The sequence below is a fragment of the Agrobacterium vitis genome (genome assembly GCF_014926405.1).
Taxonomy (GTDB): Bacteria; Pseudomonadota; Alphaproteobacteria; order Rhizobiales; family Rhizobiaceae; genus Allorhizobium; species Allorhizobium vitis_H.
The window spans coordinates 1306474-1332389 of the sequence record NZ_JACXXJ020000005.1; the positions used below are offsets into that span (position 1 = coordinate 1306474).

26 protein-coding genes are annotated in these 25916 nt (G+C 56.7%); 12 read left to right on the forward strand and 14 right to left on the reverse strand.

All coding sequences use genetic code 11. The annotated features are described in order from the left end of the window. Positions 1–4 precede the first annotated feature (4 nt). The 7 genes from IEI95_RS17230 to IEI95_RS17260 all read right to left on the reverse strand — a co-directional run bounded on the left by IEI95_RS17230 (position 5) and on the right by IEI95_RS17260 (position 6764). The gene (locus IEI95_RS17230) at positions 5–1255 is read right to left on the reverse strand and encodes a cysteine desulfurase (protein WP_156536476.1); all 1251 of its coding nucleotides are present in this window, start codon (positions 1253–1255) and stop codon (positions 5–7) included. Continuing rightward, a complete protein-coding gene (locus IEI95_RS17235) occupies positions 1245–1637 on the reverse strand; it encodes a VOC family protein (protein WP_194416820.1) in 393 nt (130 codons plus the stop codon). The genes IEI95_RS17230 and IEI95_RS17235 overlap by 11 nt, the downstream gene beginning before the upstream one ends. Next, entirely contained in the window at positions 1630–2904 is a 1275-nt protein-coding gene (gene sufD, locus IEI95_RS17240) for a Fe-S cluster assembly protein SufD (protein ID WP_194416821.1), read from the reverse strand. Before sufD ends, IEI95_RS17235 begins: the two co-directional genes overlap by 8 nt. A 24-nt stretch (positions 2905–2928) precedes the next feature. Next, on the reverse strand, positions 2929–3684 hold the full coding sequence (sufC, locus tag IEI95_RS17245; RefSeq protein ID WP_156536479.1) for a Fe-S cluster assembly ATPase SufC: 756 nt from the start codon (positions 3682–3684) through the stop codon (positions 2929–2931). A gap of 9 nt (positions 3685–3693) precedes the next feature. Next, positions 3694–3987 carry a cytoplasmic protein gene (locus IEI95_RS17250; protein WP_194416822.1) on the reverse strand — a complete coding sequence of 98 codons (294 nt, stop codon included), beginning with the start codon at positions 3985–3987 and terminating at the stop codon, positions 3694–3696. Then, positions 3987–5456 carry a Fe-S cluster assembly protein SufB gene (gene sufB, locus IEI95_RS17255; RefSeq protein ID WP_194416823.1) on the reverse strand — a complete coding sequence of 490 codons (1470 nt, stop codon included), beginning with the start codon at positions 5454–5456 and terminating at the stop codon, positions 3987–3989. The genes IEI95_RS17250 and sufB overlap by 1 nt, the downstream gene beginning before the upstream one ends. Positions 5457–5600: 144 nt before the next feature. Further along, on the reverse strand, positions 5601–6764 hold the full coding sequence (locus IEI95_RS17260) for a cysteine desulfurase family protein (protein ID WP_194416824.1): 1164 nt from the start codon (positions 6762–6764) through the stop codon (positions 5601–5603). Between the two features lie 296 nt (positions 6765–7060). Between IEI95_RS17260 and IEI95_RS17265 the strand changes: the two genes are divergently transcribed. From IEI95_RS17265 to IEI95_RS17280, 4 genes are all read left to right on the forward strand, one after another. Continuing rightward, a complete protein-coding gene (locus IEI95_RS17265; protein ID WP_156536482.1) occupies positions 7061–7738 on the forward strand; it encodes an alpha/beta hydrolase in 678 nt (225 codons plus the stop codon). A gap of 132 nt (positions 7739–7870) precedes the next feature. Further along, entirely contained in the window at positions 7871–8494 is a 624-nt protein-coding gene (locus IEI95_RS17270) for a LysE family translocator (protein ID WP_156536483.1), read from the forward strand. Between the two features lie 141 nt (positions 8495–8635). Then, a complete protein-coding gene (locus tag IEI95_RS17275; RefSeq protein WP_041696649.1) occupies positions 8636–10210 on the forward strand; it encodes a DEAD/DEAH box helicase in 1575 nt (524 codons plus the stop codon). A 1-nt stretch (position 10211) separates the two neighbouring features. Further along, on the forward strand, positions 10212–10616 hold the full coding sequence (locus IEI95_RS17280; protein WP_156536484.1) for an NUDIX domain-containing protein: 405 nt from the start codon (positions 10212–10214) through the stop codon (positions 10614–10616). Here IEI95_RS17280 and IEI95_RS17285 read toward each other — a convergent pair. The 4 genes from IEI95_RS17285 to IEI95_RS17300 form a co-directional block, all read right to left on the reverse strand. Further along, complete coding sequence (locus IEI95_RS17285; RefSeq protein ID WP_156536485.1) at positions 10608–11453, reverse strand: copper chaperone; 846 nt, start codon at positions 11451–11453, stop codon at positions 10608–10610. The two genes, IEI95_RS17280 and IEI95_RS17285, sit on opposite strands and share 9 nt — an antisense overlap. Before the next feature lie 6 nt (positions 11454–11459). Then, positions 11460–12986, reverse strand: a complete 1527-nt coding sequence (locus IEI95_RS17290; RefSeq protein ID WP_194416825.1) for a tyrosinase family protein — start codon at positions 12984–12986, stop codon at positions 11460–11462. A 565-nt stretch (positions 12987–13551) separates the two neighbouring features. Continuing rightward, the gene (locus IEI95_RS17295) at positions 13552–13896 is read right to left on the reverse strand and encodes a TfoX/Sxy family protein (RefSeq protein WP_156536487.1); all 345 of its coding nucleotides are present in this window, start codon (positions 13894–13896) and stop codon (positions 13552–13554) included. 21 nt (positions 13897–13917) lie between these two features. Continuing rightward, entirely contained in the window at positions 13918–14370 is a 453-nt protein-coding gene (locus IEI95_RS17300; RefSeq protein WP_071205318.1) for a flavin reductase family protein, read from the reverse strand. 275 nt (positions 14371–14645) lie between these two features. Here IEI95_RS17300 and IEI95_RS17305 point away from each other — a divergent pair, with 275 nt between their 5' ends. Next, positions 14646–15716, forward strand: a complete 1071-nt coding sequence (locus tag IEI95_RS17305; protein WP_234891183.1) for a branched-chain amino acid ABC transporter substrate-binding protein — start codon at positions 14646–14648, stop codon at positions 15714–15716. Between the two features lie 10 nt (positions 15717–15726). On the opposite strand, the gene IEI95_RS17310 is transcribed toward IEI95_RS17305, so the two are convergent. Beyond that, positions 15727–16488: an SDR family NAD(P)-dependent oxidoreductase gene (locus tag IEI95_RS17310; protein ID WP_156536488.1), complete on the reverse strand. Its 762-nt coding sequence runs from the start codon at positions 16486–16488 to the stop codon at positions 15727–15729. Positions 16489–16681: 193 nt separating this feature from the next. Between IEI95_RS17310 and rpe the strand changes: the two genes are divergently transcribed. The 5 genes from rpe to IEI95_RS17335 all read left to right on the forward strand — a co-directional run bounded on the left by rpe (position 16682) and on the right by IEI95_RS17335 (position 21514). Continuing rightward, positions 16682–17359 carry a ribulose-phosphate 3-epimerase gene (gene rpe, locus IEI95_RS17315; RefSeq protein WP_087728297.1) on the forward strand — a complete coding sequence of 226 codons (678 nt, stop codon included), beginning with the start codon at positions 16682–16684 and terminating at the stop codon, positions 17357–17359. After that, a complete protein-coding gene (locus tag IEI95_RS17320; RefSeq protein WP_156536489.1) occupies positions 17356–18090 on the forward strand; it encodes a DUF2259 domain-containing protein in 735 nt (244 codons plus the stop codon). The genes rpe and IEI95_RS17320 overlap by 4 nt, the downstream gene beginning before the upstream one ends. An 88-nt stretch (positions 18091–18178) precedes the next feature. Next, positions 18179–19480, forward strand: a complete 1302-nt coding sequence (purB, locus tag IEI95_RS17325) for an adenylosuccinate lyase (protein ID WP_156536490.1) — start codon at positions 18179–18181, stop codon at positions 19478–19480. Positions 19481–19707: 227 nt separating this feature from the next. Next, on the forward strand, positions 19708–20340 hold the full coding sequence (locus tag IEI95_RS17330; RefSeq protein ID WP_156536491.1) for a LysE family translocator: 633 nt from the start codon (positions 19708–19710) through the stop codon (positions 20338–20340). Positions 20341–20521: 181 nt separating this feature from the next. After that, on the forward strand, positions 20522–21514 hold the full coding sequence (locus tag IEI95_RS17335) for an Lnb N-terminal periplasmic domain-containing protein (protein WP_234891184.1): 993 nt from the start codon (positions 20522–20524) through the stop codon (positions 21512–21514). A 15-nt stretch (positions 21515–21529) separates the two neighbouring features. Here IEI95_RS17335 and IEI95_RS17340 read toward each other — a convergent pair whose 3' ends face one another. Further along, positions 21530–22129 carry an HD domain-containing protein gene (locus IEI95_RS17340; protein ID WP_156536493.1) on the reverse strand — a complete coding sequence of 200 codons (600 nt, stop codon included), beginning with the start codon at positions 22127–22129 and terminating at the stop codon, positions 21530–21532. 84 nt (positions 22130–22213) lie between these two features. After that, positions 22214–24049 (reverse strand): dihydroxy-acid dehydratase, encoded by a 1836-nt coding sequence (ilvD, locus tag IEI95_RS17345; RefSeq protein ID WP_156536494.1) that lies wholly within the window; start codon positions 24047–24049, stop codon positions 22214–22216. 258 nt (positions 24050–24307) lie between these two features. On the opposite strand from ilvD, the gene msrP reads away from it, so the two are divergent. After that, positions 24308–25252, forward strand: coding sequence for a protein-methionine-sulfoxide reductase catalytic subunit MsrP (gene msrP / locus IEI95_RS17350; protein WP_156536495.1), 945 nt, complete (start codon positions 24308–24310; stop codon positions 25250–25252). 2 nt (positions 25253–25254) lie between these two features. Continuing rightward, positions 25255–25902 carry a protein-methionine-sulfoxide reductase heme-binding subunit MsrQ gene (gene msrQ, locus IEI95_RS17355; protein ID WP_156536496.1) on the forward strand — a complete coding sequence of 216 codons (648 nt, stop codon included), beginning with the start codon at positions 25255–25257 and terminating at the stop codon, positions 25900–25902. Positions 25903–25916: the final 14 nt, after the last annotated feature.

Sequence of the window (25916 nt, forward strand, 5' to 3'; positions counted from 1 at the left end):
ATCCTCAGCCGAAGAAGGTCTTGGCATAGTCAAGCGCTTCCACCAGCGCATCGATTTCTTCACGGGTATTATATAGGCCAAAAGAGGCCCGGCAGGTAGAGGTAACACCGAAACGCGACAGCAATGGCTGGGCGCAATGCGTGCCAGCCCGAACCGCCACGCCGCGCCGGTCGATCAGCATCGATACGTCATGGGCGTGGATACCCTTGAGCTCGAAGGAAAAAATCGCGCCCTTGCCCGGCGCATTGCCGAAAATCCGCAGCGAATTGATCGCCGTCAGCCGCTCATGGGCATAGGCCGTCAAATCGGCTTCATGCGCGGCAATCGCCTCGCGGCCAAGACCCTCGATATAATCCAGCGCATGGCCAAGCCCAATGGCCTGAACAATCGGCGGCGTTCCTGCCTCAAACCGATGCGGCGGATCATTGTACGTCACCATATCCTCGGTGACATCGACAATCATTTCGCCGCCGCCCATGAAGGGCTGCATGGCGCGCAACCGGTTCATCTTGCCATAGAGCACGCCGATGCCGGACGGGCCGTAAAGCTTGTGGCCGGTCATCACATACCAGTCGCAGTCGATGTCTTGCACATCGACCGGCATATGCACCGCCGCCTGGCTACCATCAACAAGCACCGGAATGCCGCGCTCCCTGGCGATCCGGCAAATTTCCTTGACCGGAACCACCGTTCCGAGCGCATTGGACATATGGGTGACGGCAATTAGCTTGGTACGGTCAGTCAGCCGCTTTTCGAATTCCTCGATGTGGAAAGCACCATCATCATCCACCGGCACCCAGACCAGCTTTGCCCCCTTGCGTTCCCTCAGGAAATGCCAGGGAACGATATTGGAGTGATGCTCCATAATGGTCAGGAGGATTTCATCGCCCTCGCCGATCTCTTTCATGCCATGGCCATAAGCCACCGTATTGATGGCTTCGGTTGAAGACTTGGTGAAAATCACCTCGTCCACCGATCCGGCATTCAGAAAGCGCCGCACCTTTTCGCGGGCTGCCTCATAAGCATCGGTCGCGGCATTGGACAGAAAATGCAGGCCGCGATGCACATTGGCATATTCGTTGGAATAGGCATGGCTGATGGCATCGATCACCACCTGGGGTTTTTGCGCAGACGCACCGTTATCCAGGTAGACCAGCGGTTTATCGCCATGCACCAGCCGCGACAGGATCGGGAAGTCCTTTCGGACGGCCTCGACATCATAGGTCGATGGAAGTTTCGCCAGATTAAGCGTCATAGCTGATAAACTCCATGAGCGAACCATCCGGATCGCGAAAATAGAGGCTTGTTCCCTCGCCCATAGCGCCGAAACGACGAACGGGTCCCAGTTCGATGTCTATCCCTTGGGCCTCGAGATGGGCCTTGGCATCGCTGATCTTTCCACGCCAGCGGAAGCAAAGATCGCTGTTTCCCGGAGCGACAGGAATGCGGGCCACCGGCGTGCCGATTGCGCCGGGGCCATGAACATTCAACTGCTGTGCACCAAGCCGAAAAACATATCCTCCTGCCGCCGTGGCGACCGCTTCAGCCCCGATCACTTTCGTGTAGAAATCGCGCGCCCGTTCCCAATCGGAAACATGGATCACGGCGTGATCGAGATTGACGGGGAGATCAGCCATGGGTCTCCAGCCAGTCGGAGATCACCCCTTCCAGGGCCTCGACCAGTTCCTCATCTTCGAGCTCTTCCACCAATTCAGCGACGAAAGCCTTGATCAACAGCCCACGGGCCACTTTTTGCGGGATGCCGCGCGCCATCAGGTAATAGAGGTGGTTGTGGTCGATATCGGCAACCGTTGCACCATGGGCGCATTGCACGTCATCGGCAAAGATTTCCAGCTCCGGCTTTACCGAATATTCGGCATCGTCAGACATCAGCAGCGTGTTGCAGGCCATGCGTGCATCGGTCTTCTGGGCGTCGGGAGCAACCCGGATCTGGCCCTGGAAAACGCCCCGCGCCCGGTCGAACACTACATTACGGATCACTTCCGTCGAGGTGGTGTTCGGCACGTCATGACCAAGCGTCATGGTCACGTCCGTATGGCTTTCGCCACCCAGAAGGTTGACAGCGCGCAGGGTGAAATCGGAACCTTCGCCTGCCGTTCTGACATGGATTTCCTGGCGCACCAGCTTGCCGCCAGCGTTGATCACGAACAGTTTAAGCTTGGCATTGGTCCCCAGTACGACCTTGATCTGGCCCAGATGGGTATCGGCAAGACCCTGGGTCTGCACGATGATCCATGTCACCTCGGCACCCTCGCCCAAGTCCAGGTCGCTGACGCTGGAGATCAAGCCAGCGGTTTCGCCGGAATTGCGATGGCGCTCGATCACCGTTGCCTTTGAGCCAGAGCCGAAGCTTGCCACGAACCGAGAATGGCTCTGACCGCCACCCTGATAGGCTTGCAACTCGATCAGCCTGTCGACCTCGACATTGTCCTCGACGCTCAGCCGATAGCCGTCACGCACGAAACTGCCATTGATCCGGCCAATCGCATCGTCCTTGGAGAAGGCAACCAGATCCGCCGCCGCCGTTCCATCCAGCAGGCTTTCGCTATAGGCACGGACCTTCACGCCATCTGGCGCAGAAACGTCGCGGCTCAGGCCTTGGCGCAGTTCAAAAATACGAGCCGCCTCGACCAGCGGTGCCACCGCCTTTGAAGGCGTTAGCGTTGCGGCGTCGGGGATGGCCCGTAGCAGGGTTTTCAGATCCGTATAATGCCAGGCTTCAACGCGACGCGTTGGCAGGCCGGCTCGCTTCAGGTCATCAAACAGGATATCCCGCGCGCCCAATACCGTCCCATCGCCCGGCAAATCGCCGAGTTGGGCCGTATAGGCTTCGACCAACGCAGCCTCGGCCGCTGTCGACCGATTGGCAGCTTGAATGTTCATTGCAACACTCCCTCTCCCGACCAATCAGGCCGCTTCGCCGATGATATCAGCATAGCCATTGGCTTCCAGATCAAGCGCCAGGCTCTTATCGCCGGTCTTGATGATCTGGCCCTTGTAGAGAACATGGACTGTATCCGGCACGATGTAATCCAGCAGGCGCTGATAATGGGTGATGACGATGGTGGCGCGATCCGGCGACTTCAATGCATTGACGCCATCGGCGACAATCTTCAGCGCATCGATATCGAGGCCAGAGTCGGTTTCATCGAGAATGCAAAGTTGAGGTGCCAGAAGCGCCATTTGCAGGATTTCCGCACGCTTCTTCTCACCACCGGAAAAGCCGACATTCAGCGGGCGCTTCAACATGTCGGGGTTGATCTTCAATTCGCCAGCCGCTTCCTTGACCCGTCGGATGAAGTCCGGCGTCGTCAGTTCCGCTTCGCCGCGCGCCTTGCGCTGTTCGTTCATTGCCACTTTCAAAAACTGCATGGTGGCAACGCCCGGAATCTCGACGGGGTATTGGAAGGCCAGGAAAATGCCCTTGGCAGCGCGTTCCGCCGGGTCAAGCTCCAGAATGCTCTCGCCGTTATAAAGGATCTCGCCCTCGGTCACTTCATAGTCCGCGCGGCCCGAAAGAATGTAGGACAGCGTCGATTTGCCAGACCCATTCGGTCCCATAATCGCCGCCACTTCGCCAGCCTTGACGGTCAGGTTGAGACCACGAATGATCTCCGTGCCATCTTCCGCGATCCGGGCGTGAAGGTTTCTGATTTCAAGCATTTTGGTTCCTCAATCTCGATCCACAGGCTTTGCCGAAGCAAACCAATGACCGTGCATTCGTTTCAAAAAGAGAGGATCAAGAACGGGATAACCTGATTTATCACCAATCACCGCGTCTATTCCGCATTTCGGACACATAGCGGTTGTGTGTTCTTTGTCCTCAGTGAGTTCCTTAATGTATTCCCAGACATCGCTCGCGGGATATGTCTCAAGACAATAGAAGCACCCTGCTTTCGCACTCTCGTTAAGCTCCACAAGATTGCGGATGCAGTGCGAATGCGCGCCGAGCAGATCCCTGTCCATCACCCCACGCTGCCTTCAAGCGAAATCCCGATCAGCTTCTGCGCTTCGACCGCAAATTCCATCGGCAATTCCTGGATGACTTCGCGCACGAAACCATTGACGATCAGGGCGATGGCGGCTTCCTGGGGAATGCCGCGTTGCAGGCAGTAGAACAGCTGGTCTTCCGAGATTTTCGAAGTTGTCGCCTCATGCTCGAACTGAGCGGAGGAGTTCTTCGCCTCGATATAGGGCACGGTATGCGCCCCGCATTTGTCACCAATCAACAGGCTGTCGCACTGGGTGAAGTTACGGGCATTTTCCGCCTTACGGTGGGCTGAAACCTGACCGCGATAGGTATTGCTGGAAAAGCCCGCCGAAATCCCCTTGGAGATGATCCGGCTCGACGTATTCTTGCCGAGATGGATCATCTTGGTGCCGCTATCGACCTGCTGATAACCGTTGGAAACGGCAATCGAGTAGAATTCGCCGCGGCTGTCATCGCCGCGCAGAATGCAGGATGGATATTTCCAGGTGATCGCCGATCCGGTTTCGACCTGCGTCCACGAAATTTTCGAGCGCGCTCCACGGCAATCGCCACGCTTGGTGACGAAATTATAGATACCGCCCTTGCCGTTCTTGTCGCCCGGATACCAGTTCTGGACGGTGGAATATTTGATTTCGGCATCGTCAAGCGCGACAAGCTCAACCACGGCAGCGTGCAGCTGATTTTCATCACGCTGCGGGGCTGTGCAGCCTTCCAGATAGGAGACGTAAGCGCCTTCTTCTGCAATGATCAGCGTGCGCTCGAACTGGCCGGTGTTTTTCTCGTTGATGCGGAAATAGGTGGACAATTCCATCGGGCAACGAACGCCCTTGGGGATGAACACAAACGAACCATCGGTAAACACAGCCGAATTCAGCGTTGCATAATAATTGTCGGTGACAGGCACGACAGTGCCGAGATATTTCTTCACCAGATCAGGATATTCGCGCACAGCTTCAGAGATCGACATGAAGATCACGCCAGCCTTCATCAATTCGGCCTTGAACGTGGTGACGACCGAGACCGAATCGAAAACCGCATCCACAGCGATTTTCGAGGTCTGGACGCCTGCCAGAATTTCCTGCTCGCGCAGCGGAATGCCCAGCTTTTCGTAGACCTTCAAAAGCTCAGGATCGACATCGTCGATTGACGTCGGGCCAGCAGTGCTTTTCGGCGCGGCATAGTAATAGATATCGTTGAAGTCGATCTTCGGATAGTGGACGCGCGCCCACTCTGGCTCTTCCATCGTCAGCCAACGCTGGTAAGCGTCAAGACGCCATTGCAGCATCCAGTCCGGTTCGTTTTTCTTTGCGGAAATGAAACGGACGATGTCTTCCGACAAGCCCTTCGGGGCCTTGTCGACTTCGATCATGGTTTCAAAACCATACTTGTACTGATCGACGTCGATCTGGCGGACCTGATCGATCGTTTCTTGTACGGCAGCCATTAGCGTTCTCCAATCTCGCCGGGTCCAAGGTCCGGCAGCTTGTCAACGTTTCAGCGGGGGATCCGCTCTCATATAGGGAATGGAGATGAGTTTTCATCCCCAAACCTGGGTTTATTCCGCCTTTTCAGGCACTCTTTTCGCGCCTTAAGCCGCGTGACCGGCAAGCTGGCGCCGCCCGGCAATCCTGGCGAAAACCGAGACGACCCTCTCGATATCCTCCGCCGTGGTGGCGGGACCGATCGACAGCCGCAAGCCGCCAATGCCAGCATCCAGCCCCATCGCCGTCAAAACATGGCTCTGTCCAACCTTGCCAGACGAACAGGCCGCTCCGGCAGACAGCGCCACGCCTTCCAGATCAAAGGCGATCTGCCCGGTTTCAGCTTTCAGACCCGGCAGCGTGAAGAAACTCGTATTGCCGATACGTGTCTGACCCGCGCCGTGGATCACCAGATCGGGAGCCATGCTGCGCATGCCTGTTTCCAAAGCATCTCGCAAGGCCGCAATCTGTAAATTGCGATTTATCAAGTCTTTTGTAGCATGGTCCGCCGCAGCACCGAAGCCCGCAATTGCGGCAGGGTTTTCTGTGCCGCCGCGATGGCCCTTTTCCTGCCCGCCGCCGCGCACCAGCGGCTCCGGCATCAGCGCCTCGCCGCGAGCAACCACCGCACCGGCGCCTTTGGGGCCGCCAAGCTTGTGGGCAGAGAGAATCAAGAAATCCGCATCCAGAGCCGTAATATCCACCGGGATACGCCCGACAGCCTGGACCGCGTCCACCAGCAGCAATCCGCCCCTGGCGTGAACCAGTTGCCCCACCGCGTCGATCGGCTGGATAACGCCGGTTTCATTATTGGCCAGCATGACGGCGACCAGCGGCATGCCCTGATCGGCAGGATGGTCGGCCAGCGCCCGTTCCAGGGCATCGAGATTGATCACGCCCTGCCGGGTCACCGGGATTTCGGTCACACAGTCAGGCGAAAACCGTCCGCCTTGCCGTACGGCAGGATGTTCGATGGCCGAGACATAGGCTCGTCCGACAGCCAGCAGTGAACGGCCCATTCTATAGCGTGGCGACAGAACAAAATTTGCCGCTTCCGTTGCCGTCGATGTGAAGATGACATTGGCAGGCGCGGCTCCGACAAGTTCCGCCACCTGGCGGCGCGCCTTTTCCACCAGGGTGCGGGCAGCACGGCCTTCGGCGTGAACAGAGGATGGATTGCCCGGCATGGCCAAAGCAGCCAGCATGGCATCACGCGCTTCATTCAGAAGCGGCGCGGTGGCATTCCAGTCCATGTAAATGCGTTCAGCCATGTTTTCTCTGATATGGTCCACTTTGTTGTGCCGCGATCTTGACCCGGAGGGCGCAAAACCTGCGTATTGTCTTAAATCATGCCCTGTTTTCGGAGAAAATCATGCATCAGCCTTAGAAGATGCATTTTTCTTGAAATTTTCACCCCGACTGTCCTATGACACATTCAATAACACAGCGACCCATAATTTCGAATGGTTCTAAACTGGGTTTTAGAAAAGCTGAGTGCCCCCGTCAAGTCATCTTCCGACCTGCCAAGGGTGCGAAGGCAAAAAAACACGCCAAGACCGGAGTATCCATGCCCGAAGTCATTTTCAACGGACCCGCAGGACGTCTAGAGGGCCGCTACCAGCCCTCCAAGGAAAAGAGCGCCCCGATTGCGATCATCCTGCATCCGCATCCGCAATTTGGCGGCACGATGAACAATCAGATCGTTTATCAGTTGTTCTACATGTTCCAGAAGCGTGGTTTTACCACCCTGCGCTTCAACTTCCGCAGCATTGGCCGCAGCCAGGGTGAATTCGACCACGGCGCCGGCGAGTTGTCCGACGCGGCCTCGGCGCTGGATTGGGTGCAGAGCCTGCATCCCGATTCGAAGAGCTGTTGGGTTGCCGGCTATTCCTTCGGCTCGTGGATCGGCATGCAGCTGTTGATGCGCCGCCCGGAAATTGAAGGCTTTATCTCGGTTGCGCCGCAGCCGAATACCTATGATTTCTCCTTCCTCGCCCCCTGCCCTTCGTCGGGCCTGATCATCCATGGCGACGCCGACAAGGTTGCGCCGGAAAAGGACGTTCAAGGACTGGTAGACAAGCTGAAGACCCAGAAGGGTATTCTGATCACCCAGAAGACCTTGCCCGGCGCCAACCATTTCTTCAATGGTCAGGTCGAAACGCTGATGGGCGAATGCGAGAATTATCTCGACCGCCGCCTTGAAGGCGAATTGGTGCCGGAACCGGCTGCCAAGCGGCTGCGCTGATCAGCACATCTTTCCTTTCCAAATAAAAACGCCGGTTGTTTCAACCGGCGTTTTTTGTGGCATAGTCTATGCGTCAAAATTTGCTTCCAGAAGCTCTGGGCCAGAAGCTCTGGGAAGGAAAAGGGGATTGTCATGGACCTGCATTCAATGCTCACCTTTGCGCTGGCCTTTCTGGTGTTTGCTGCCAGTCCCGGTCCTGATAATGTGACGATTATGGCCCGCACCCTTTCCCATGGGCCAGCGTCGGGTCTTGCTTATGGCCTGGGTACGGTGACCGGCATCCTGATTTATTTGACGCTTGCGTTTTTCGGCCTGTCGGTGCTGGCGCAGGATATGGGCTGGCTGATGGAGATTTTGCGCTATGGCGGTGCGGTTTATCTCATCTGGATGGGTGTACGCCTCTGGATGGCAAAGCCGGTCCTGCCGCAGATGGTGCCTATGGAGCGCCGTGGATCACTGTTTCCCGTGTACCTGACAGGTTTTGCGCTCAATCTCGGCAATCCGAAAATGCCGCTTTTCTATCTGGCGCTGCTGCCGAATTTCGTACCCGCATCCTTCAATGCGTCGGCGCTGATCGATATTATCGCGATCATTCTTGCGGTCGAGACCGTGGTGATCGGTGGCCATATCTTTCTGGCGGAACGGGCCAGACGCCTCCTGAAAACACCCCGTAGCGTGGCGCTGATCAACCGCACGACCGGAGGTTTTTTGGGTGCTGCCGGGCTGGCTATTCTCGCATCGGGCCGCGGAAATTGAAGTTTCGTTAAGCTTTATGGCGCAGCGAAGGGCGTATTCCTTGACTTTGAGGCGTTTTCGGCCTATCCCGCGCTGGCGTTAACGCCTGTTCGCGGGCGATTCATCTTTAGTTCGCAAGAACGGAACGGAAAACATTTCCCTTTGACCACATTCGCTGACCTTGGCCTGAGCCAAAAAGTTCTTTCCGCTGTAACTGATGCCGGCTACACCGTGCCGACACCAATCCAGGCTGGCGCCATTCCGCCGGCCCTGATGCGCCGCGACATTTGCGGCATTGCCCAGACGGGCACAGGCAAGACGGCGTCCTTCGTACTGCCGATGCTGACATTGCTCGAAAAAGGCCGCGCACGCGCACGCATGCCGCGCACGCTGATTATGGAGCCGACGCGCGAACTTGCAGCCCAGGTGGCCGAGAATTTCGAAAAATACGGCAAGAATCACAAGCTCAACATTGCCCTGCTGATCGGCGGCGTTTCGTTCGATGAACAGGACCGCAAGCTGGAACGTGGCGCCGATGTGCTGATCTGCACGCCTGGCCGCCTGCTGGACCATTGCGAGCGCGGCAAGCTGCTGATGACCGGCGTGGAAATTCTCGTCATCGACGAAGCCGACCGCATGCTGGACATGGGCTTCATTCCCGATATCGAGCGTATCGCCAAGCTCATTCCCTTTACCCGTCAGACGCTGTTCTTCTCGGCTACCATGCCGCCGGAAATCCAGAAGCTGGCCGACAAGTTCCTGCAAAATCCGGAACGGATCGAGGTGGCTCCACCATCTTCGACCGCCAAGACCGTGACGCAGCGGCTGGTTGCCTGCCAGAACAAGGATTATGAAAAGCGCTCCACCCTGCGCGACATTATCCGCGCCCAGGACGATCTGAAGAACGCCATCATCTTCTGTAACAGGAAGAAGGATGTGGCCGATCTGTTCCGCTCGCTGGAGCGTCATGGTTTCTCGGTCGGCGCCCTGCATGGCGACATGGACCAGCGTTCGCGCACAAATATGCTCGCCGGTTTCAAGGACAATCAGATTACCCTTCTGGTCGCCTCCGACGTTGCGGCCCGTGGCCTTGATATTCCTGATGTCAGCCATGTGTTTAATTTCGACGTGCCGATCCATGCGGAAGACTATGTTCACCGCATCGGCCGTACCGGCCGTGCCGGTCGCTCCGGCCGTGCGTTCACGCTGGTGACCAAGTCCGACGCGAAATATCTCGACGCGATTGAAAAACTGATCGGCGAAAAGCCAGAATGGCTGGACGGCGACGTCGCCTCTCTGCCGCCTATGGCTGAAGGTGATCGTGATGAGCGCCGTGGCCGTGGCGGCAAGAATGCTCGTGACAAGAGCGGTAGTGACAGAAACGGTAGTGACCGGGGCCGTGGCCGGGAGCGCTCCAGAGACGGTGCGCGTGACGGTGACCGTGAACATCGCAGCAGTCACAAGCCTGACACGACAGAAGAGCAGATTAGCACCGAAGCGGCTGTAGAAGTCGTCGCAACCAAGGTGGATAGCGTGAAGCAAGAGCGCAAGACAGACAGACGGCCAAGCCAGGGCAATCGCGATTATCGCAATAATCAGGCGCCCAACCCGGCCAATGACGACCAGCGCGAACGCCGCCGCCAGCATTACCGCGACCATGATGACGGCCCGACTCCTGTTGGCTTCGGCGATGATATTCCTGCTTTCATGCTGATCGTTGCCAGCGCCAAAGCCTGATATGGTTCCCGGATTAGATTTTCCGGGCGTCGGCGTTGGCCTTGCCATTGTCAGGGATGGCAAGCTCTTGCTCTATAAGCGAATGCGCCCACCCGAAGCCGGTTTTTGGAGTATTGTCGGCGGCAAGGTCGATGTGCTTGAACCTGCGGAACAGGCAGCGCGGCGTGAGGCCGAAGAAGAAACCGGCCTGACCATCGGCTCCGTGGAATTTGTCAGCGTCAGCGAACAGATCATCGCAGCCGACCGCCAGCATTGGGTCTCTCTTCTCTATAAGACCAGCGACATCTCCGGCGAAGCGACGCTGACAGAGCCTGATAAGCTTTCGGACTTCGGCTGGTTTGCGTTAGATGATCTGCCGCAGCCTTTATCGGCCTTCACCAAGGCTATACTGCCGTTTTTACGCTGATTTTTCCGCGTGCTGTGACGGATCGCAACCATCAAAGCATCCTGGAATACTCTTGGTTGTGCGGCGTAACCGCTTAAGCGCTCCTTGATACACAAGGCCCGCTGGTCCTGCTATAGTCCAGCGAGCTGGACGTCCGGGACGCAGCCTCTCCGAGACCATGATTACCGATGTGGCAGCCATGAACAGAAGATGGTAGTCATACTCGGCGAATGGTAACACCATCAGCGCCCAGCAGGTACCAACACAAAGTCCGCCCTCGCGCAGGCCGTAGCGCAGACAATCGCGGTCTGCGGCCCGGCCAAAAGCGCTCAATCGCGGCGTCCAGTGACACTGGTTCAAGATACGTTGTTTCCAGGGTGTGATTTGCCAGAAGCCGACGAGGCCTAACGCCAGCAGCAGGACTGGTAGATCAACAAGGCTGGCAGTCACCCGCAGCAGCATGCCGAGGACCACAAGCAGTGGTGCGCAAACAGCCCAGAGACCGCAATAACTGACAAAGAACATGCCCAGTGAGCGTACTCGCCGCCTCTTGAGGCTACGGTTCCAGATATGTTTGATCGGGTCCCGCAAAATCAATGACATCATTGCCGTCAGCATAATTATCAAAGACAAAGCAACGCCGGTCACGGACATCATCCATATTTGCACCTGGAAGGCACGCCAGCCCCGGTCCAGAAGAGCGCCAGAGGCCGAAATGCAAAGATCCAGAGCATCATTGCCATGGCTTGTGAAAGCCATGGCTAGCCAGCCGATAAGGCTGAAGGTAAGCAAGGTGGGCCATGGCGGCTCCTTCAACAAGGAGACCACAGCCTTGATCCGAGACACGATAAGAGCCATGTCCGCTTAGCCGGGTTGACGATAAAGGCTGATGCGTTCAACAGTCACCTTTGCATCGTCTCCCAGCGCTATCCGGGGTACGAGATGCACGTTCAAGCCACTCTTGGCGATATCGCCACTATGGATCAAGCCGGACAGGAGGGTGGTAATGTCAAGAACTTGCGTCACGCCCTTTCCGCCATGGGAGCTGTTGGCTTTTGATGCATTGCTAACGCCGAACAAGCTGATAGAGCCAGCGTGAAGGTCCAGACGGGGTTGATGATCGGCATCATCAGGCAGATTGAGATAGACATCGATCACGAAGCCATCCTGCTGCGCACGAATGTTTTCCAGGTTGAGGAAATAATTGTAACGCGGGGCATCGCCTCCCCGGAGTCCCAAAGCCAGCGTCTTCGGTGCAGCGAAAAGCGCCAATGATGCATCGTCCAAACGGACTACTGATGACGTTCTTTCTCCAGATAGCGCAAGAACATTTGCATTCGCCCCGGCCAGTTCGGCAGCCTTGGGTTCCGTCACCGCTTTTACTCCTACTGTAGCAGTCGCCGTCAGAGCCGGCGCTTGAGCGACAATGAACTGGTCATAGGTATAATCCAGTTTCGGGCTGGTGGTCTCCAGCATATCTGAGGGCTTATAGTAGTACGGCGTTCCATCCGGGTTCGGCACCACGAATTGCCGGTCCTGAGGCCCATTTAACCAGGCAGGATCGATCGGGTTCTTGTGCAACGGAGACGCGGCATTCCACTGTGCCCAAAGCCGGTCTATATTGGCATGATGCAGCCAGAAAATCGGATCGAGTCCCGCCGTGTCGGGCTTGCTCATAAGACCCGGTAGCGCCACATTGTTTTTGTAGTGGCCACCGACATCAATATGAACCGCGTTGTGTGGCAAGCTTTCCAACAGGCCGTATGTAGAACCCTCATGGGAGAAGCCCGTCTTGACCCCACCAAATCCGGGGCTGCCACCAGAGGAAACGCCCTTAAATAAAGGCCAGTTCAGCGCGTCCAGATTCACATCCTCAGGAGTGATGACGATCGGTGCCGTTCCTGATCCGTAACGCTGCTTGATGTAGAGCGGATTAGGAACGCCCTCAAACTCTTCCTGTGCGAAGGCAGGTGGCATGATCCGAGCTTTAGGATTGGTTGTATCGCTGTAGTTCCAATAGGGCATGGCCCAGTCTGCTGGCCCTCCCATAGCCACGATCTGCGCCCGCACAAGCGCTTCTATCGACCAAATATAACCGCGATGCCAGGGTAGAAAATACCAGCTGCCATGCTGGCACTGCTTCCAATAAAGCTTCTGGTCCGCTTGGGATGGCAGGGGCTCTCCAGCCGTGTAATACCCATATTTTGTCCAGAGACTAAGTTGATCCGGCTTATCGATATCAATCCCGTGGATCGCAGCCATGAAATTCCAGCTGGTGTTATCGGCCAATGCCTTTTGGCGCAGCTTGCCGACACCCTTGGCATACCAATAGAGAATTGGATCGCTGAAATCGCCGCCATTTGCCCACACACTTTTACGAATGTAAACCATGTTATCCCCCGGATATTTAAAGAAAAAACGATCAGAAATTATGGATTTTCCTCCCATAGGCCAAAGCTTCGCCCCTCCCGATATCTCTCCATTGGAGAGGGAAGTGACGTCTTGCGGTTGGTGAGGAAAAGGGCTTCAGCCGAATGGCTTGCCCTTATGAATTCGCAGAAAATGGCCTGGCCATTGAATGCGGACCCTTTGGCACATCGTCGGAAATCAGCATCATCATGATGCTTTGGTCTTAAGGTTGTCTGTTGAATTTGGGGAAAATCGAGCTCGATTTTCCCTGACAAAAACATTGGTGAGTGAAATTATATGAATGATTCTTGCCTTCAAAACCCCCTGGATTTCAAAGAGCGATCGAGTAAATCCTCACACAGTTAAATGCTTCTTTTGGTTGAATATAATAAAATTGCTACTATTGATTTAGATATCCGTCAAGTCGCCTAGCCTTCGCGAATAGCCCTTTTTTGGGTGCTTTTTTTGTGGCGACGCGATGGCGCGAGCGCCAATCTCCTGGCTACGGCGTCCAGGCCGTTTTAAGCGACTGTTGCCGCGCCGAGGTTCACCTGCGGCGCGTTGAGGCTGAAGGCTTTTGTGCCCTGATACCCGCCTCATAGGCCAAGTTTGCCCAGCGCGCCATTTCGTCGGGATCGTCGAACGCGTCTTCCGGCACAGACCAATAGGGCATGGCGACAGGGTTCTTGCCCGGACGCTGATAGACCCATTGCCGGGCGCCAGCGGCGGCAAACTCTGGTGCCGTCTGCGCGTCGGCTTTCAGCATCATCTCGTCGAAGAGATAAAGCGCGAAGATTATGCCGTGGTGATAGATACCCTTGCCACCGAACATGCGTCGGATACTAACCGGACCCAGCGATTGAAACATCTCTTCAATATCGGCATTGTCCATGATTTGGATCCATGATCTGGCCTATTCGACGGTATGGAAACCTCTTTGCAGATAAAGAAGCGTTGCAGCCCTTTCACCAAGCTTCAGCCCCACCACTTCGCCGAACAGGACAGTGTGCGTGGCGGTGATTTTCCGGTCTACGACCCGGCAATCATAGGCGGCGATGGCGCCGGTCAGCAGTGGCGCGCCGGTAATCATCTGTTCCCAGGTGCCAAGCGCAAATCGTTCTTCGCTCGACAGCTTACCAAAGCCAGCAAATGCTCCGGCCAGATCCTGATGATGAGCGGCAAGCGTGTTGAGGGCAAAACAATCGCTTTCGAAGAAGGGTTTGTTGCCTTCGTTCTGATTGTTGATGCAGGCCAGCACCATCGGTGGCTGATCGGAAACCGAGCAGGCGGCAGTGATGGTCGTGCCCCTGGCGACGCCTTGAAATTCCGTGGTGACGATCTGCACATGACCTGCGTAGCGGCTCATCGCTTCACGATAGTCCAAAGGATCGATAGCCACGCCTGCACTCCTTGCCAATTTGTCTGTCAAGAATGGCTATAGAGCATGATGCGTAAAAGTGTGAAGCGGTTTTACGAAACCATCATGCTCCAGCAAGAACTCATGATGCGTAAAAGTGTGAAGCGGTTTTACGAGACCATCATGCTCCATCAGCATCTTACGGCTACGACCTGGACATTTTCATTCCCTTGCTGTTGCTGTGCCGCTAAGGTAACTGAAAATTCATGATGATCCGGATTGAAATGATATTACGCGTTTTTTCACTGCTGTTCGGCATAGGCTATGCGTTAGCAGCGCCGGGTGCATTTGCCCTTACCATCGGGTTGGTTGCGCCGCAGGGCGGGCCTTATGCCGTTCTTGGTCAGCAGATGCGGGCGGGGGCAGACGCTGCGGCAAAACAAAGCGGTGATACGCTGGTGGTGATTGACGAGCCATGCGCTATAGGCACTGGCGCGGCGATTGCCGACAAGCTTGTGACAGCGAAGGTCGATGCGGCGATCGGATTTCTGTGCAGCGAAAGCCTTGATGGTTTGCTGGCCAAGCTTGGCCCGGCTGGTATTCCGGCATTAACGCTCTCTGTGCGCTGGCCCACAATTATGGAAGATGCCTTGAAGAACCAATGGCCGCTCTTTCGGCTGGCCCCCAGCACCAAAGCGGAAAGCGAAAAGCTGGTTGATGTGATCGTCAGCCAATGGGCGGGAACGGCTTTCGCGCTTCTCGATGACGGCACGATCCGCAGCCGTGAACTGGTGGAAGCCATCCGCGTGTGGCTGGAACAGCGCGGCATGAAACCAGTTTTCACCGATACTTACCGCCCGGCTCAGGAGCAACAGATTGCCCTGGTTCGGCGCTTGAAGAAGACGGGCGCGACCAATGTCTTCATCGGCGGTGACCGCAGCGATGTCTCGATCATCGCCCGCGATGCCAAGGCCGAAAATATTCCCCTGACGCTGATGGGTGGCGAGGCGATGAGGGCGGTAGACCGGCCCGTTCCACTGCAAGATGGCGTATTGGCTGTGATAACGCCTGATTATGCCAGAATGCCGAGTGCGCAGAAGGCGGTTGATGCGCTACGAACACAGGGCAGCGCAGCGGATGGCTATGCCCTGCCCGCTTTTGCCAGCGTCCAGTTTCTGCATGCGGCGGCGGCATTGAACGAACCGTCATTGGCTGAGGCGATCAGCAAGACCAAGGCTGAGACCGTCATCGGCTCGCTGTCCTTTACCGACGGCCATGAACTCAGCGACAATCCGTTTCAATTGCAGGAATGGCGTGACGGTGGTTTTCAGCCGCCGCGTCCACTCAGCGAATAACGCCCAGCGGCTATTCGTAAGGCCAGACTGGCCGTGTAAACAGGCCGCCATCGACCCAGAGCGTCTGACCGGTCACGAAGCCAGCCGCGTCACTGGCGAGATAGAGCACGGGGCCGGCAATATCCTGCGGTGTCCCCACCCTACGCAGCGGCGTGACCTTGCCCCAGACTTCGCCATAATCAGGCGCTTCCTCATAGGTTCGTTCCGTGGCAATGGCACCGGGGGCAACGCAATTCACCCGGATACCATGCGGCCCCAATTCCACAGCCGCAACCTTGGTGAATTGCTCAACCCCGCCCTTGGAAGCGGTGTAATCAACCAGGTTCGGGAAGGCGAGCTTGTTGCAGCCCGAGCCGATATTGACGATGGCACCACCGTTACCAGCTGCCACCATCCGGCTTGCAGCCGCCTTGGTGTTGAGAAATGTCCCGGTCAGATTGGTGCGGATCACCCGGTTCCAGTCTTTTTCGGAGAGATCGAGCAGGCTGGACCAGGTCTGCACACCGGCATTGTTGACGAGGACCGCCGGGCTTGTATTGGCCCAGGCGCAGGCCTGATTGAAGAATTGCTCGACAGCATCTCCGTCTCCGACATCGGCGGAAAGCGCCAGCACGTTGCGGCCCTGTTGCTCCATCAGGGATACCAGGCCTTTGGCCGGTGCATCGTCGCCGAGATAGCTGAAGGCCACCGTATCGCCCAGACCGGCAAAAGCCTGGACCAGTTGGCGCCCTATGCCCGTGCTGCCGCCGGTGATGATCACAAACCTGCCCATATTTCCTCCCATAGGTCATGTCAAAGCATTCATAACCCGGCTGTCGCACCTGTCCAAGGCCGGATCATGATCGCCCGCAAAGCGGCTGTAAAATCAACCGACTTTCGCAATCCGGGCCACAGGAAAGGTTGTCGCGCTAATGCGGGAATGCTATGAGCGGCACGACATCCGCTATTTCGAAAGAATGAGATAAATGACACCTCCGCTACTGATCGCCCCTTCGATCCTCGCCGCCAATTTTTCACGGCTGGGCGCTGAAGTGGCCGATGTGGTGGAGGCAGGCGCCGACTGGATTCATCTCGATGTGATGGATGGCCATTTCGTGCCGAATATCTCTTTCGGCCCGGCGGTTATCAAGGCTTTGCGGCCCCATACCAAAGCCGTGTTCGACTGCCATCTGATGATTGCCCCTGCCGATCCGTTCCTGGCCGCCTTTGCCGATGCCGGATGTGATTACATCACCGTCCACGCTGAAGCCGGGCCGCATCTGCATCGTTCGCTGCAAACCATTCGCGCCCTCGGCAAGAAAGCCGGCGTGTCAATCAATCCGGCCACGCCGGTCTCCATGCTGGAAAACGTCATCGATGATGTTGACCTGATCCTGATCATGAGTGTCAATCCCGGCTTTGGCGGGCAAAGCTTCATTCCGGCTGCGGCGGACAAGATCGCCCAGGCGCGGGCGCTGATTGGCGACAGGCCGATTGCGCTGGAAGTGGATGGCGGCATTACCGTGGAAACGGCGCCGATTGCCACAAAGGCCGGTGCCAATGTGCTGGTGGCAGGATCTGCCATCTACAAGGGCCAGGGTGTCGATGCCTATCGCGAAACGGTGACGGCATTGCGCCGTGCCGCTGAAGGAGGCCGGTCTTGAAACTCCACTGGCTTTCCGCAGCAATGGTTGCCGTGGGCAGCCTTGCCACTGCCCTGCCCGCTGCAGCAGGCGATATAGCCGCTGTTCGCCCCATCGGTTTTTCCGCCGACGGTTCCGTCTTCGCCTTCGAGGAATATGGCGTGCAGAGCGGCGTCAACACGCCCTATTCGAATATTTTTGCCATCGACCTGAACAACAATACGTTCCTGCCGGATACACCGGTGCGCCTGCGCGGTGATGACGACAAGGCCAGTATGGCCGCGATCCGCAAGCAGAGCATGGATCAGGTAGCAAAAACCGTTCAGGACCGAGGCCTGCTGGATCATCCCGGTGAAGTGGTTGCCTTCAATCCCCTAAGTGAGATTGGCACCGATCCGCATGTGCTCAGCTACCGTGTTCACGCCTCTCAGCCGACGGTGGGTGAGCCGAACACACTGACGCTGGAAGAGCTGGACGAAGGCGCCCCCGCCGCCTGCAAGGACCAGGTGCAGACCATCAAGGGCTTTCGCCTGAAGATGACGCAGATCAACGGCGCCAAGCAGGATAAGGTCGTCTATGAAGACGGCCATGTGCCCGCTAGCCGCCGCTGTCCGACCGGCTACAGGCTGGGCGGCGTCGTCACCTATCAGGTTCCCGGTGGCAATGTGGTGCAGATCGCCCTTGTCCTGGTCATGAACCCCTCCTCCGAAGGCTCCGACGGGCGCTGGCTCGCCGTGCCAATCAAGCCCTGACACCACCTTTCGCGCCGTTGCCGTTGAGATCGGCTGCCATGTTTGCTATGGGGCGGCATAGGTTATTCATGCAAGAAAGATCAAGCCGATGATCCCGCGTTATTCCCGGCCAGAAATGGTCGCCATCTGGTCGCCTGAAACCAAATTCCGCATCTGGTTCGAGATCGAGGCCCATGCCTGCGACGCGCTGGCTGAGCTGGGTGTGATCCCGAAGGATGCCGCCAAAACCATCTGGGAAAAGGGCGGCGCTGCCGAATTCAATGTAGCCCGCATCGACGAGATCGAAGCCGTCACCAAGCATGATGTCATCGCCTTCCTCACCCATCTGGCAGAGTTTATCGGCCCCGATAGCCGCTTTGTGCATCAGGGCATGACCTCCTCGGATGTGCTGGACACCACCTTCAACATTCAGCTGGTCCGCGCTGCCGATCTGCTGCTGGCTGACATGGACCGCGTGCTGGCCGCGCTGAAAACCCGCGCCTTTGAGCACAAGGATTCGGTTCGCATTGGCCGCAGCCATGGCATTCACGCCGAACCCACCACCATGGGGCTGACCTTTGCCCGGTTCTACGCCGAAATGGAGCGCAACCGCGCCCGTCTCGTCAATGCCCGCGCTGAAATTGCCACGGGTGCTATTTCCGGTGCGGTTGGCACCTTTGCCAATATCGACCCCAGCGTCGAGGAACATGTCTGCGAAAAGCTCGGCCTCGTGCCAGAGCCGGTCTCGACACAGGTCATCCCCCGCGACCGCCACGCCATGTTCTTCGCCACTTTGGGCGTGATTGCCTCATCGATTGAAAACGTCGCCATCGAAATCCGCCACATGCAGCGCACCGAGGTGCTGGAAGCCGAAGAGTTCTTCTCTCCGGGCCAGAAGGGCTCATCAGCCATGCCGCACAAGCGCAACCCGGTGCTGACCGAAAACCTCACCGGCCTCGCCCGCCTCGTGCGCATGTCGGTCGTCCCCGCCATGGAAAACGTAGCCCTTTGGCATGAACGCGACATCAGCCATTCCAGCGTTGAACGCGCCATTGGCCCCGACACCACCATCACGCTCGATTTCGCCCTGAACCGCTTGGCAGGCGTTGTCGAAAAGCTGGTCATCTACCCGGAAAACATGTTGAAAAACATGAACAAATTCCGCGGCCTCGTCATGAGCCAGCGCGTGCTGCTGGCGCTCACCCAAGCCGGCGTCTCCCGCGAAGACAGCTACCGCCTCGTGCAACGCAATGCCATGAAGGTCTGGGAACAGGGCAAGGACTTTTTGGAAGAACTGCTGGGTGATGCCGAGGTGCGGGCAGCCCTCACGGAAGAGCAGATTCGTGAGAAGTTTGACCTTGGGTATCACACCAAGCATGTGGACACGATTTTCAAGCGGGTTTTTGGGTGAAAGAGACCTGAACAGCGCTGAATTTTAGTAGGATTATTTTGGATCGTGTCACCCTCGGGCTTATCTTGAGGGTGACGCTTTCAATAGCATTTCGACGTTATCAGCGGCTCGGCGCACGGCGGAGCATGATCTATAAGATGATTGAGGCCTTAACCTCAAAAACGGATTGCATTCAACGTCGCGGATGATAATCAAGAATTCCGGCTCCATTATATCGAGGGAATGTCATGCCGGATTTTTCTACATTCATGCTTTTTGCCGCGGCCTCATTGGTTCTCACAGCAACTCCCGGCCCGGATATGCTGCTCATTGCCTCGCGCAGTGTTAGTCAAGGCCGGTCGGCTGGATTTCTAACATATGCGGGCATTGCTTTTGGCTGCTATTGTCACGCAACGGCCGCTGCCCTTGGACTATCGCAACTTTTCCTCACTGTTCCCGCCGCCTATGAGATCGTGCGTTGGGCAGGCTGCATCTATTTGCTGTACCTTGCCTATAAGACGATACGGTCACAAGGAGCAGCCTTCTCTCCTCAATCGTCACTCAAGCGCCTGTCTGGCAAACGCATTTTTACAGAAGGTCTTGCGACCAATCTTCTCAATCCCAAAATGGCGCTTTTCGTTCTTGCCCTGTTTCCGCAATTCGTAAATCCGGAACAAGGCTCTCTGCTCGTTCAAATGCTGCTGCTTGCCACAGTCTTGAATGTCATCGGAATGTTCGTGAATGGCGTGGTCATCCTCCTCGGCAGCCGGATACGCAACCATCTTTCATCAGTGCGTCGCTTTCCAAAACTGCCTCAATATCTTCTTGCGACGGTCTTTACTGGTTTGGCCTGCCGTTTAGCTCTGGGCACGAGAAACTGAAATTGGCAAGGTCCGTTGATGCATTCTGAACCAGACGGACTCTAGAAACACCGTTCTTTACGACTTGGATCCCGCCCATTCATCCTCCCGCTGATCATTGTTAAACCGCACTTACTCGCTATATTCTTGACCATTATCAGTCAGGTACGCGGATAAGCGCCGTGGAAAAATGGAATGCGGCATGAAACTTCTTCTTCGTTTTATCAGTGTGATCCTGCTTTCTCTTCTGGTTCTGGCAGCACTCGTTGCCACAGGCTGGATTGCTCTGGCGCTCTGGTATCGCATTCCCGGGCCAGAATATGTTCGGGGAGCGGCAGCTGGGCTTTGGCTGGTATTTGTACTCGCCATCATCTCGTTGGGCCGAAAGTCACTGCTCGCATCGGTCGGCCTTTTTGTGCTGAGCCTGGTCGTCGTCGGTATCTGGTGGCACTCGATCAAACCGAGTCTTGATCGCGATTGGGCAACGGATGTGTCGAGGACTGTCACCGGGAGCGTTGAGAACAGCATTGTCACGCTCCAGAATGTGCGAAACTTCAACTGGACAAGCGACACGGTTGCCGATGCAAAATGGGAGACGCGGCAATATGATCTCAACAAGCTGAATGAGGCCGATATGGTCCTGTCCTATTGGGGCATGGATGCCATTTCCCATACGCTCATCAGCTTCGGGTTTGAGGATGGTCAGCGCGTGGTGTTCTCGGTGGAAACGCGGCGCGAAAAGACCGAATCCTATTCATCGATTGCAGGCTTTTTCAAAACCTATGAGCTGGCTTTTCTCGCCGCGGATGAGCGGGATATTCTCTATCTTCGCACCAATATGCGCAAAGAAGACACCTATCTTTATCCGCTGGATATTCCCAAACAGGCGATGCGCGCCTTGTTTTTGAATTACGTGAACTCGGCAGATCAGCTCGCCAAACAGCCCAAATTTTACGACACAATCACCACCAATTGCACCACAGTGGTGTTTGATCTTGCCCGCCAGATTGAGCCAGGCATTCCGACGGATTACCGCGTTTTGCTGTCGGGCTACCTGCCCGGCTATCTTGCAGAGCATGGAGCCTCGGTCTGGAAGCTGCCGGAACCGGAATTGCGCGCCCGCGCCGCCATCAGCGCCAAAGCGCAGGCTGCGGGGAATTCACCGCCTGATTATTCCGGTGTGATCAGGCAGTAAAATTCACCGTGCAGGTCATTCGCTTTTTTTGCCTTCAAAATGCGCGCGCACCAGCTCCTTTGCCTGTTCCCAGAGAATTGGTGATCCACCTTCAATGGCGGGGCCATAGCGCTCCATGACCTGCTGTTCAGAAACGCCGTTTTCGGCCCATGTCCCGCCATCGGTCGGCGTATTCAGAAGCAACGGCTGAAGGCGATCCAACGCTTTGGCAAAACACGCATTGGGCGTTTTGCCTTCTTCAAACTCCAACCAAAGAGCAAGCATCTCTTGCCCCTGAACATCGGGCAAAAGACCAAAGATCCGCTCGGCGGCGGCGAATTCTTGCTCGGCCAACGCTGCACGGTCTACCTGCTGATTGTGTATGGGGGCATCGCCTGCGTCGATTTCAACCACATCATGCAGTAACAGCAGTTTTACGACGTGCAGGGGATCAACGCCCTCAGCGTGCTCGGGAAGCGTTAGGGCAAATAAGGCCAAGTGCCATGAATGTTCAGCAGAGTTTTCGCGCCGGGATTTGTTGATCAGCGGTGATTGGCGCACAATGGATTTGAGTCTGTCCAGCTCAATCAAGAAAGCGAGCTGTTGGCGAAGGACATCAAATTTGGTTTTCTGCATAAATTACACTCTGCCGAGCAGTGACCACAGGGGTAAAAAGCTCCGGCGCAAAACAAAATTTTGTGCCGGAGTTTTGTCCAATCGTTACTCAGGCAATTTCCGCACAGCACCCAAATCAGCCGACGTCGCAAACGCCGCATAGGCCTTCAGCGCCGTTGTCACCTTGCGCTTGCGGTGCTCCGCAGGCTTCCAGCCAGCGGCGTCCTGTGAGACGCGGCGGGCGGCGAGTTCGCCTTCGGACAGCATCAGCTCAATCGTGCGGTTCGGGATGTCGATGGCGATGGTGTCGCCGTTGCGCACCAGGCCGATGGTGCCGCCATTGGCGGCTTCTGGCGAGACGTGGCCGATGGACAGGCCCGATGTGCCGCCGGAGAAACGACCGTCGGTGATCAAGGCGCAGGCCTTGCCGAGGCCCTTGGATTTCAGGTAGCTGGTCGGGTACAGCATTTCCTGCATGCCCGGGCCGCCCTTCGGTCCTTCATAGCGGATGACCACGACATCGCCTGCCACGACCTCATTGCTGAGAATGGCCTTGACCGCCGAATCCTGGCTTTCATAGACCTTGGCCGGGCCGGTGAATTTCAGGATGCTTTCATCGACACCAGCGGTTTTGACGATGCAGCCATCCAAGGCGATATTGCCCTTCAACACCGCCAGACCGCCATCCTTGGAGAATGGCTTTTCAACCGAGCGGATAACGCCATTTTCGCGGTCCATGTCCAGCTCATCCCAGCGAGACGACTGCGAAAACGCCACCTGCGTTGGTACTCCGCCAGGGGCGGCGCGGAAGAACTCGCGCACACTCTCGGAAGTGGTGCGGGTAATGTCCCAGCGGTCGATGGCATCGCCCAGCGTTGGGGCGTGAACGGTTGGGCAGTCGCGGTTGATCAAGCCGCCACGATCCAATTCGCCGAGAATGCGCATGATGCCGCCAGCGCGGTGTACGTCTTCCATATGCACATCCTGCTTGGCAGGTGCGACCTTGGACAGGCACGGCACGCGGCGCGACAGCTGGTCAATGTCATCGAGATTAAAGTCAATCTCGCCTTCATAGGCGGCAGCCAGAATATGCAGCACGGTATTGGTGGAGCCGCCCATGGCAATGTCCAGCGCCATGGCATTTTCAAACGCCTGCTTGGAGGCGATGTTGCGCGGCAGCACGTTTTCATCATCCTGTTCATAGTAGCGGCGGGTGATGTCAACGATCAGATGACCCGCTTCCACAAACAGCCGCTTGCGGTCGGAGTGGGTTGCCAGCGTTGAGCCATTGCCGGGCAAGGACAGGCCGAGGGCTTCCGTGAGACAGTTCATGGAATTGGCGGTGAACATGCCAGAGCATGAGCCGCATGTCGGACAGGCAGAACGCTCGATGGTCGCTACATCTTCATCCGAAATCTTGTCGTCAGCAGCGGCAACCATGGCATCCACGAGGTCAAGTGCGACCTTCTTGCCATGCATGACGACCTTGCCTGCTTCCATGGGACCGCCAGACACGAACACGGTTGGAATGTTCAGGCGCAAGGATGCCATCAACATGCCGGGGGTGATCTTGTCGCAGTTGGAAATGCAGACCATGGCGTCGGCGCAATGGGCATTGACCATATATTCCACCGAGTCCGCGATAATTTCGCGCGATGGCAGCGAATAAAGCATGCCGTCATGGCCCATGGCGATGCCGTCATCCACGGCAATAGTGTTGAATTCCTTGGCAACGCCGCCAGCCGCTTCAATTTCGCGGGCCACGAGCTGGCCCAGATCCTTGAGATGCACATGGCCGGGCACGAATTGCGTGAAGGAGTTGACCACGGCAATGATCGGCTTGCCGAAATCGCCATCCTTCATGCCGGTGGCGCGCCAAAGGCCGCGCGCGCCTGCCATGTTGCGGCCATGGGTCGTGGTTCTTGAGCGATAGGCTGGCATGGATGTCACCTCGATACTATTTTATTGCGCCGGAAACGCGCCGAATTTTCCAATTTATCTACGGCAGTCGGGCCTTTGTGTCACTATCAGCATGGTCGAAAACGGTACGCTCGCGGATAGCTGAATGAGCGAGATGGCAGCGGCGCACAAGATTGTGAAGTTAACTGCTCATCAAATCGATCTGTCCTTGTAACTTTTTCGATCTATTTGCCGTATTCAATCGTAGACTGATGATAATCGACAGGGAGCACGATGAACATGGCCGCGTTTCGCCCACCGCATATTCCAGCGTCCGAGATTACACCGCAGAGCATCTACTTGTCACGCCGCAGCCTGATCGGCGGTGCAGCGGGAACCTTGGCGCTGGCGGCTGGTGACGTGCTGGCCGCGCCCCTTACCGCCAAGCCGTCAGATTATAAGGTGGATGACAAGCTGACGCCGAAAAAAGACGTCACCACCTATAATAATTTCTATGAATTTGGCACGGACAAGTCCGATCCCGCCGCCAATTCCGGCAAGTTCAAGCCGACCCCCTGGACAGTGGAGGTTGGCGGCCTGGTTTCCAAGCCGCAGAAGATAGCCATCGAGGACATCATGAAGTCCTTCACCATGGAAGAGCGGATCTACCGGATGCGCTGCGTTGAGGCCTGGTCCATGGTCATCCCCTGGGATGGTTTTCCGTTGTCGGCGCTTCTGGACCGGGTCGAGCCGCTGGCCAGCGCCAAGTATGTCGCCTTTGAAACCGTGGTACGGCCGGAAGAAATGCCGGGCCAGAGCGGCTTTTTCCAGTCGATCAATTGGCCCTATGTCGATGGCCTGCGGCTGGATGAAGCGCGTCATCCACTGACCATCCTTGCCACCGGTCTTTATGGCGAAACGCTGCCAAACCAGAACGGCGCTCCTTTGCGGCTTGTCGTGCCATGGAAATACGGCTTCAAGGGCATTAAATCCATCGTCAAGATTACCCTCACAGAAAAGCAGCCGCCCTGCACCTGGAACATTCTGGCCGCCAATGAATATGGCTTCTATGCCAATGTGAACCCCAAGGTCGATCACCCCCGCTGGAGCCAAGCGACAGAGCGGCGCATCGGTGAAGGTGGTGGTCTGTTCGGCGGCTCACGCAAGGATACCCTGCCCTTCAACGGTTATGGGGAACAGGTCGCCAGCCTTTACGCTGGCATGGACCTGACCAAGAATTTCTGATCATGGCCTCTTTCACTCTTTCCGCGCGGCAAAAATCGCTCTCCATCTGGGCGCTCTATGCGTTTGGCCTCATGCCCGGCCTCTACGCTTTCTATCTCGGCATTTTCGGCGATCTCGGTGCCGATCCCGTGCGCGAATTCGAGCATCGTCTCGGGCTCTGGGCCTTGCGTTTCCTCTGTCTGGGGCTCGCGATAACCCCGCTGCGTGATCTGGCAAAATACAATTTCATCGCCTATCGCCGGGCGCTGGGACTTCTGGTGTTCTACTATGTTCTGGCCCATTTTGCCGTCTATCTGACGCTGGACAGGGGCCTGATTCTCTCGTCCATTCTCGGGGACATCCTGAAACGGCCCTATATCATGCTTGGCATGTTGGGTCTCATCCTGCTTATTCCGCTAGCGCTGACCTCCAATCGCTGGTCGATCCGCAAGCTCGGCAGCCGCTGGAACACGTTGCATAAGGCGAGCTATATCATTCTTGCCGCAGGGCTTTTGCACTTCGTCCTGTCGCGCAAGTCCTTCACGCTGGAGCCCGCAATCTATACCGGCATCGTTATCCTGTTGCTCGGCTACCGGCTGGTGCGTCCAAGGCTGATGGCCGCGAAGCGGAAAAAGGCGGCGCTGGCCAAAGCGGCAACCCGGACTGCTTAAGGTTTAGGTTCAGG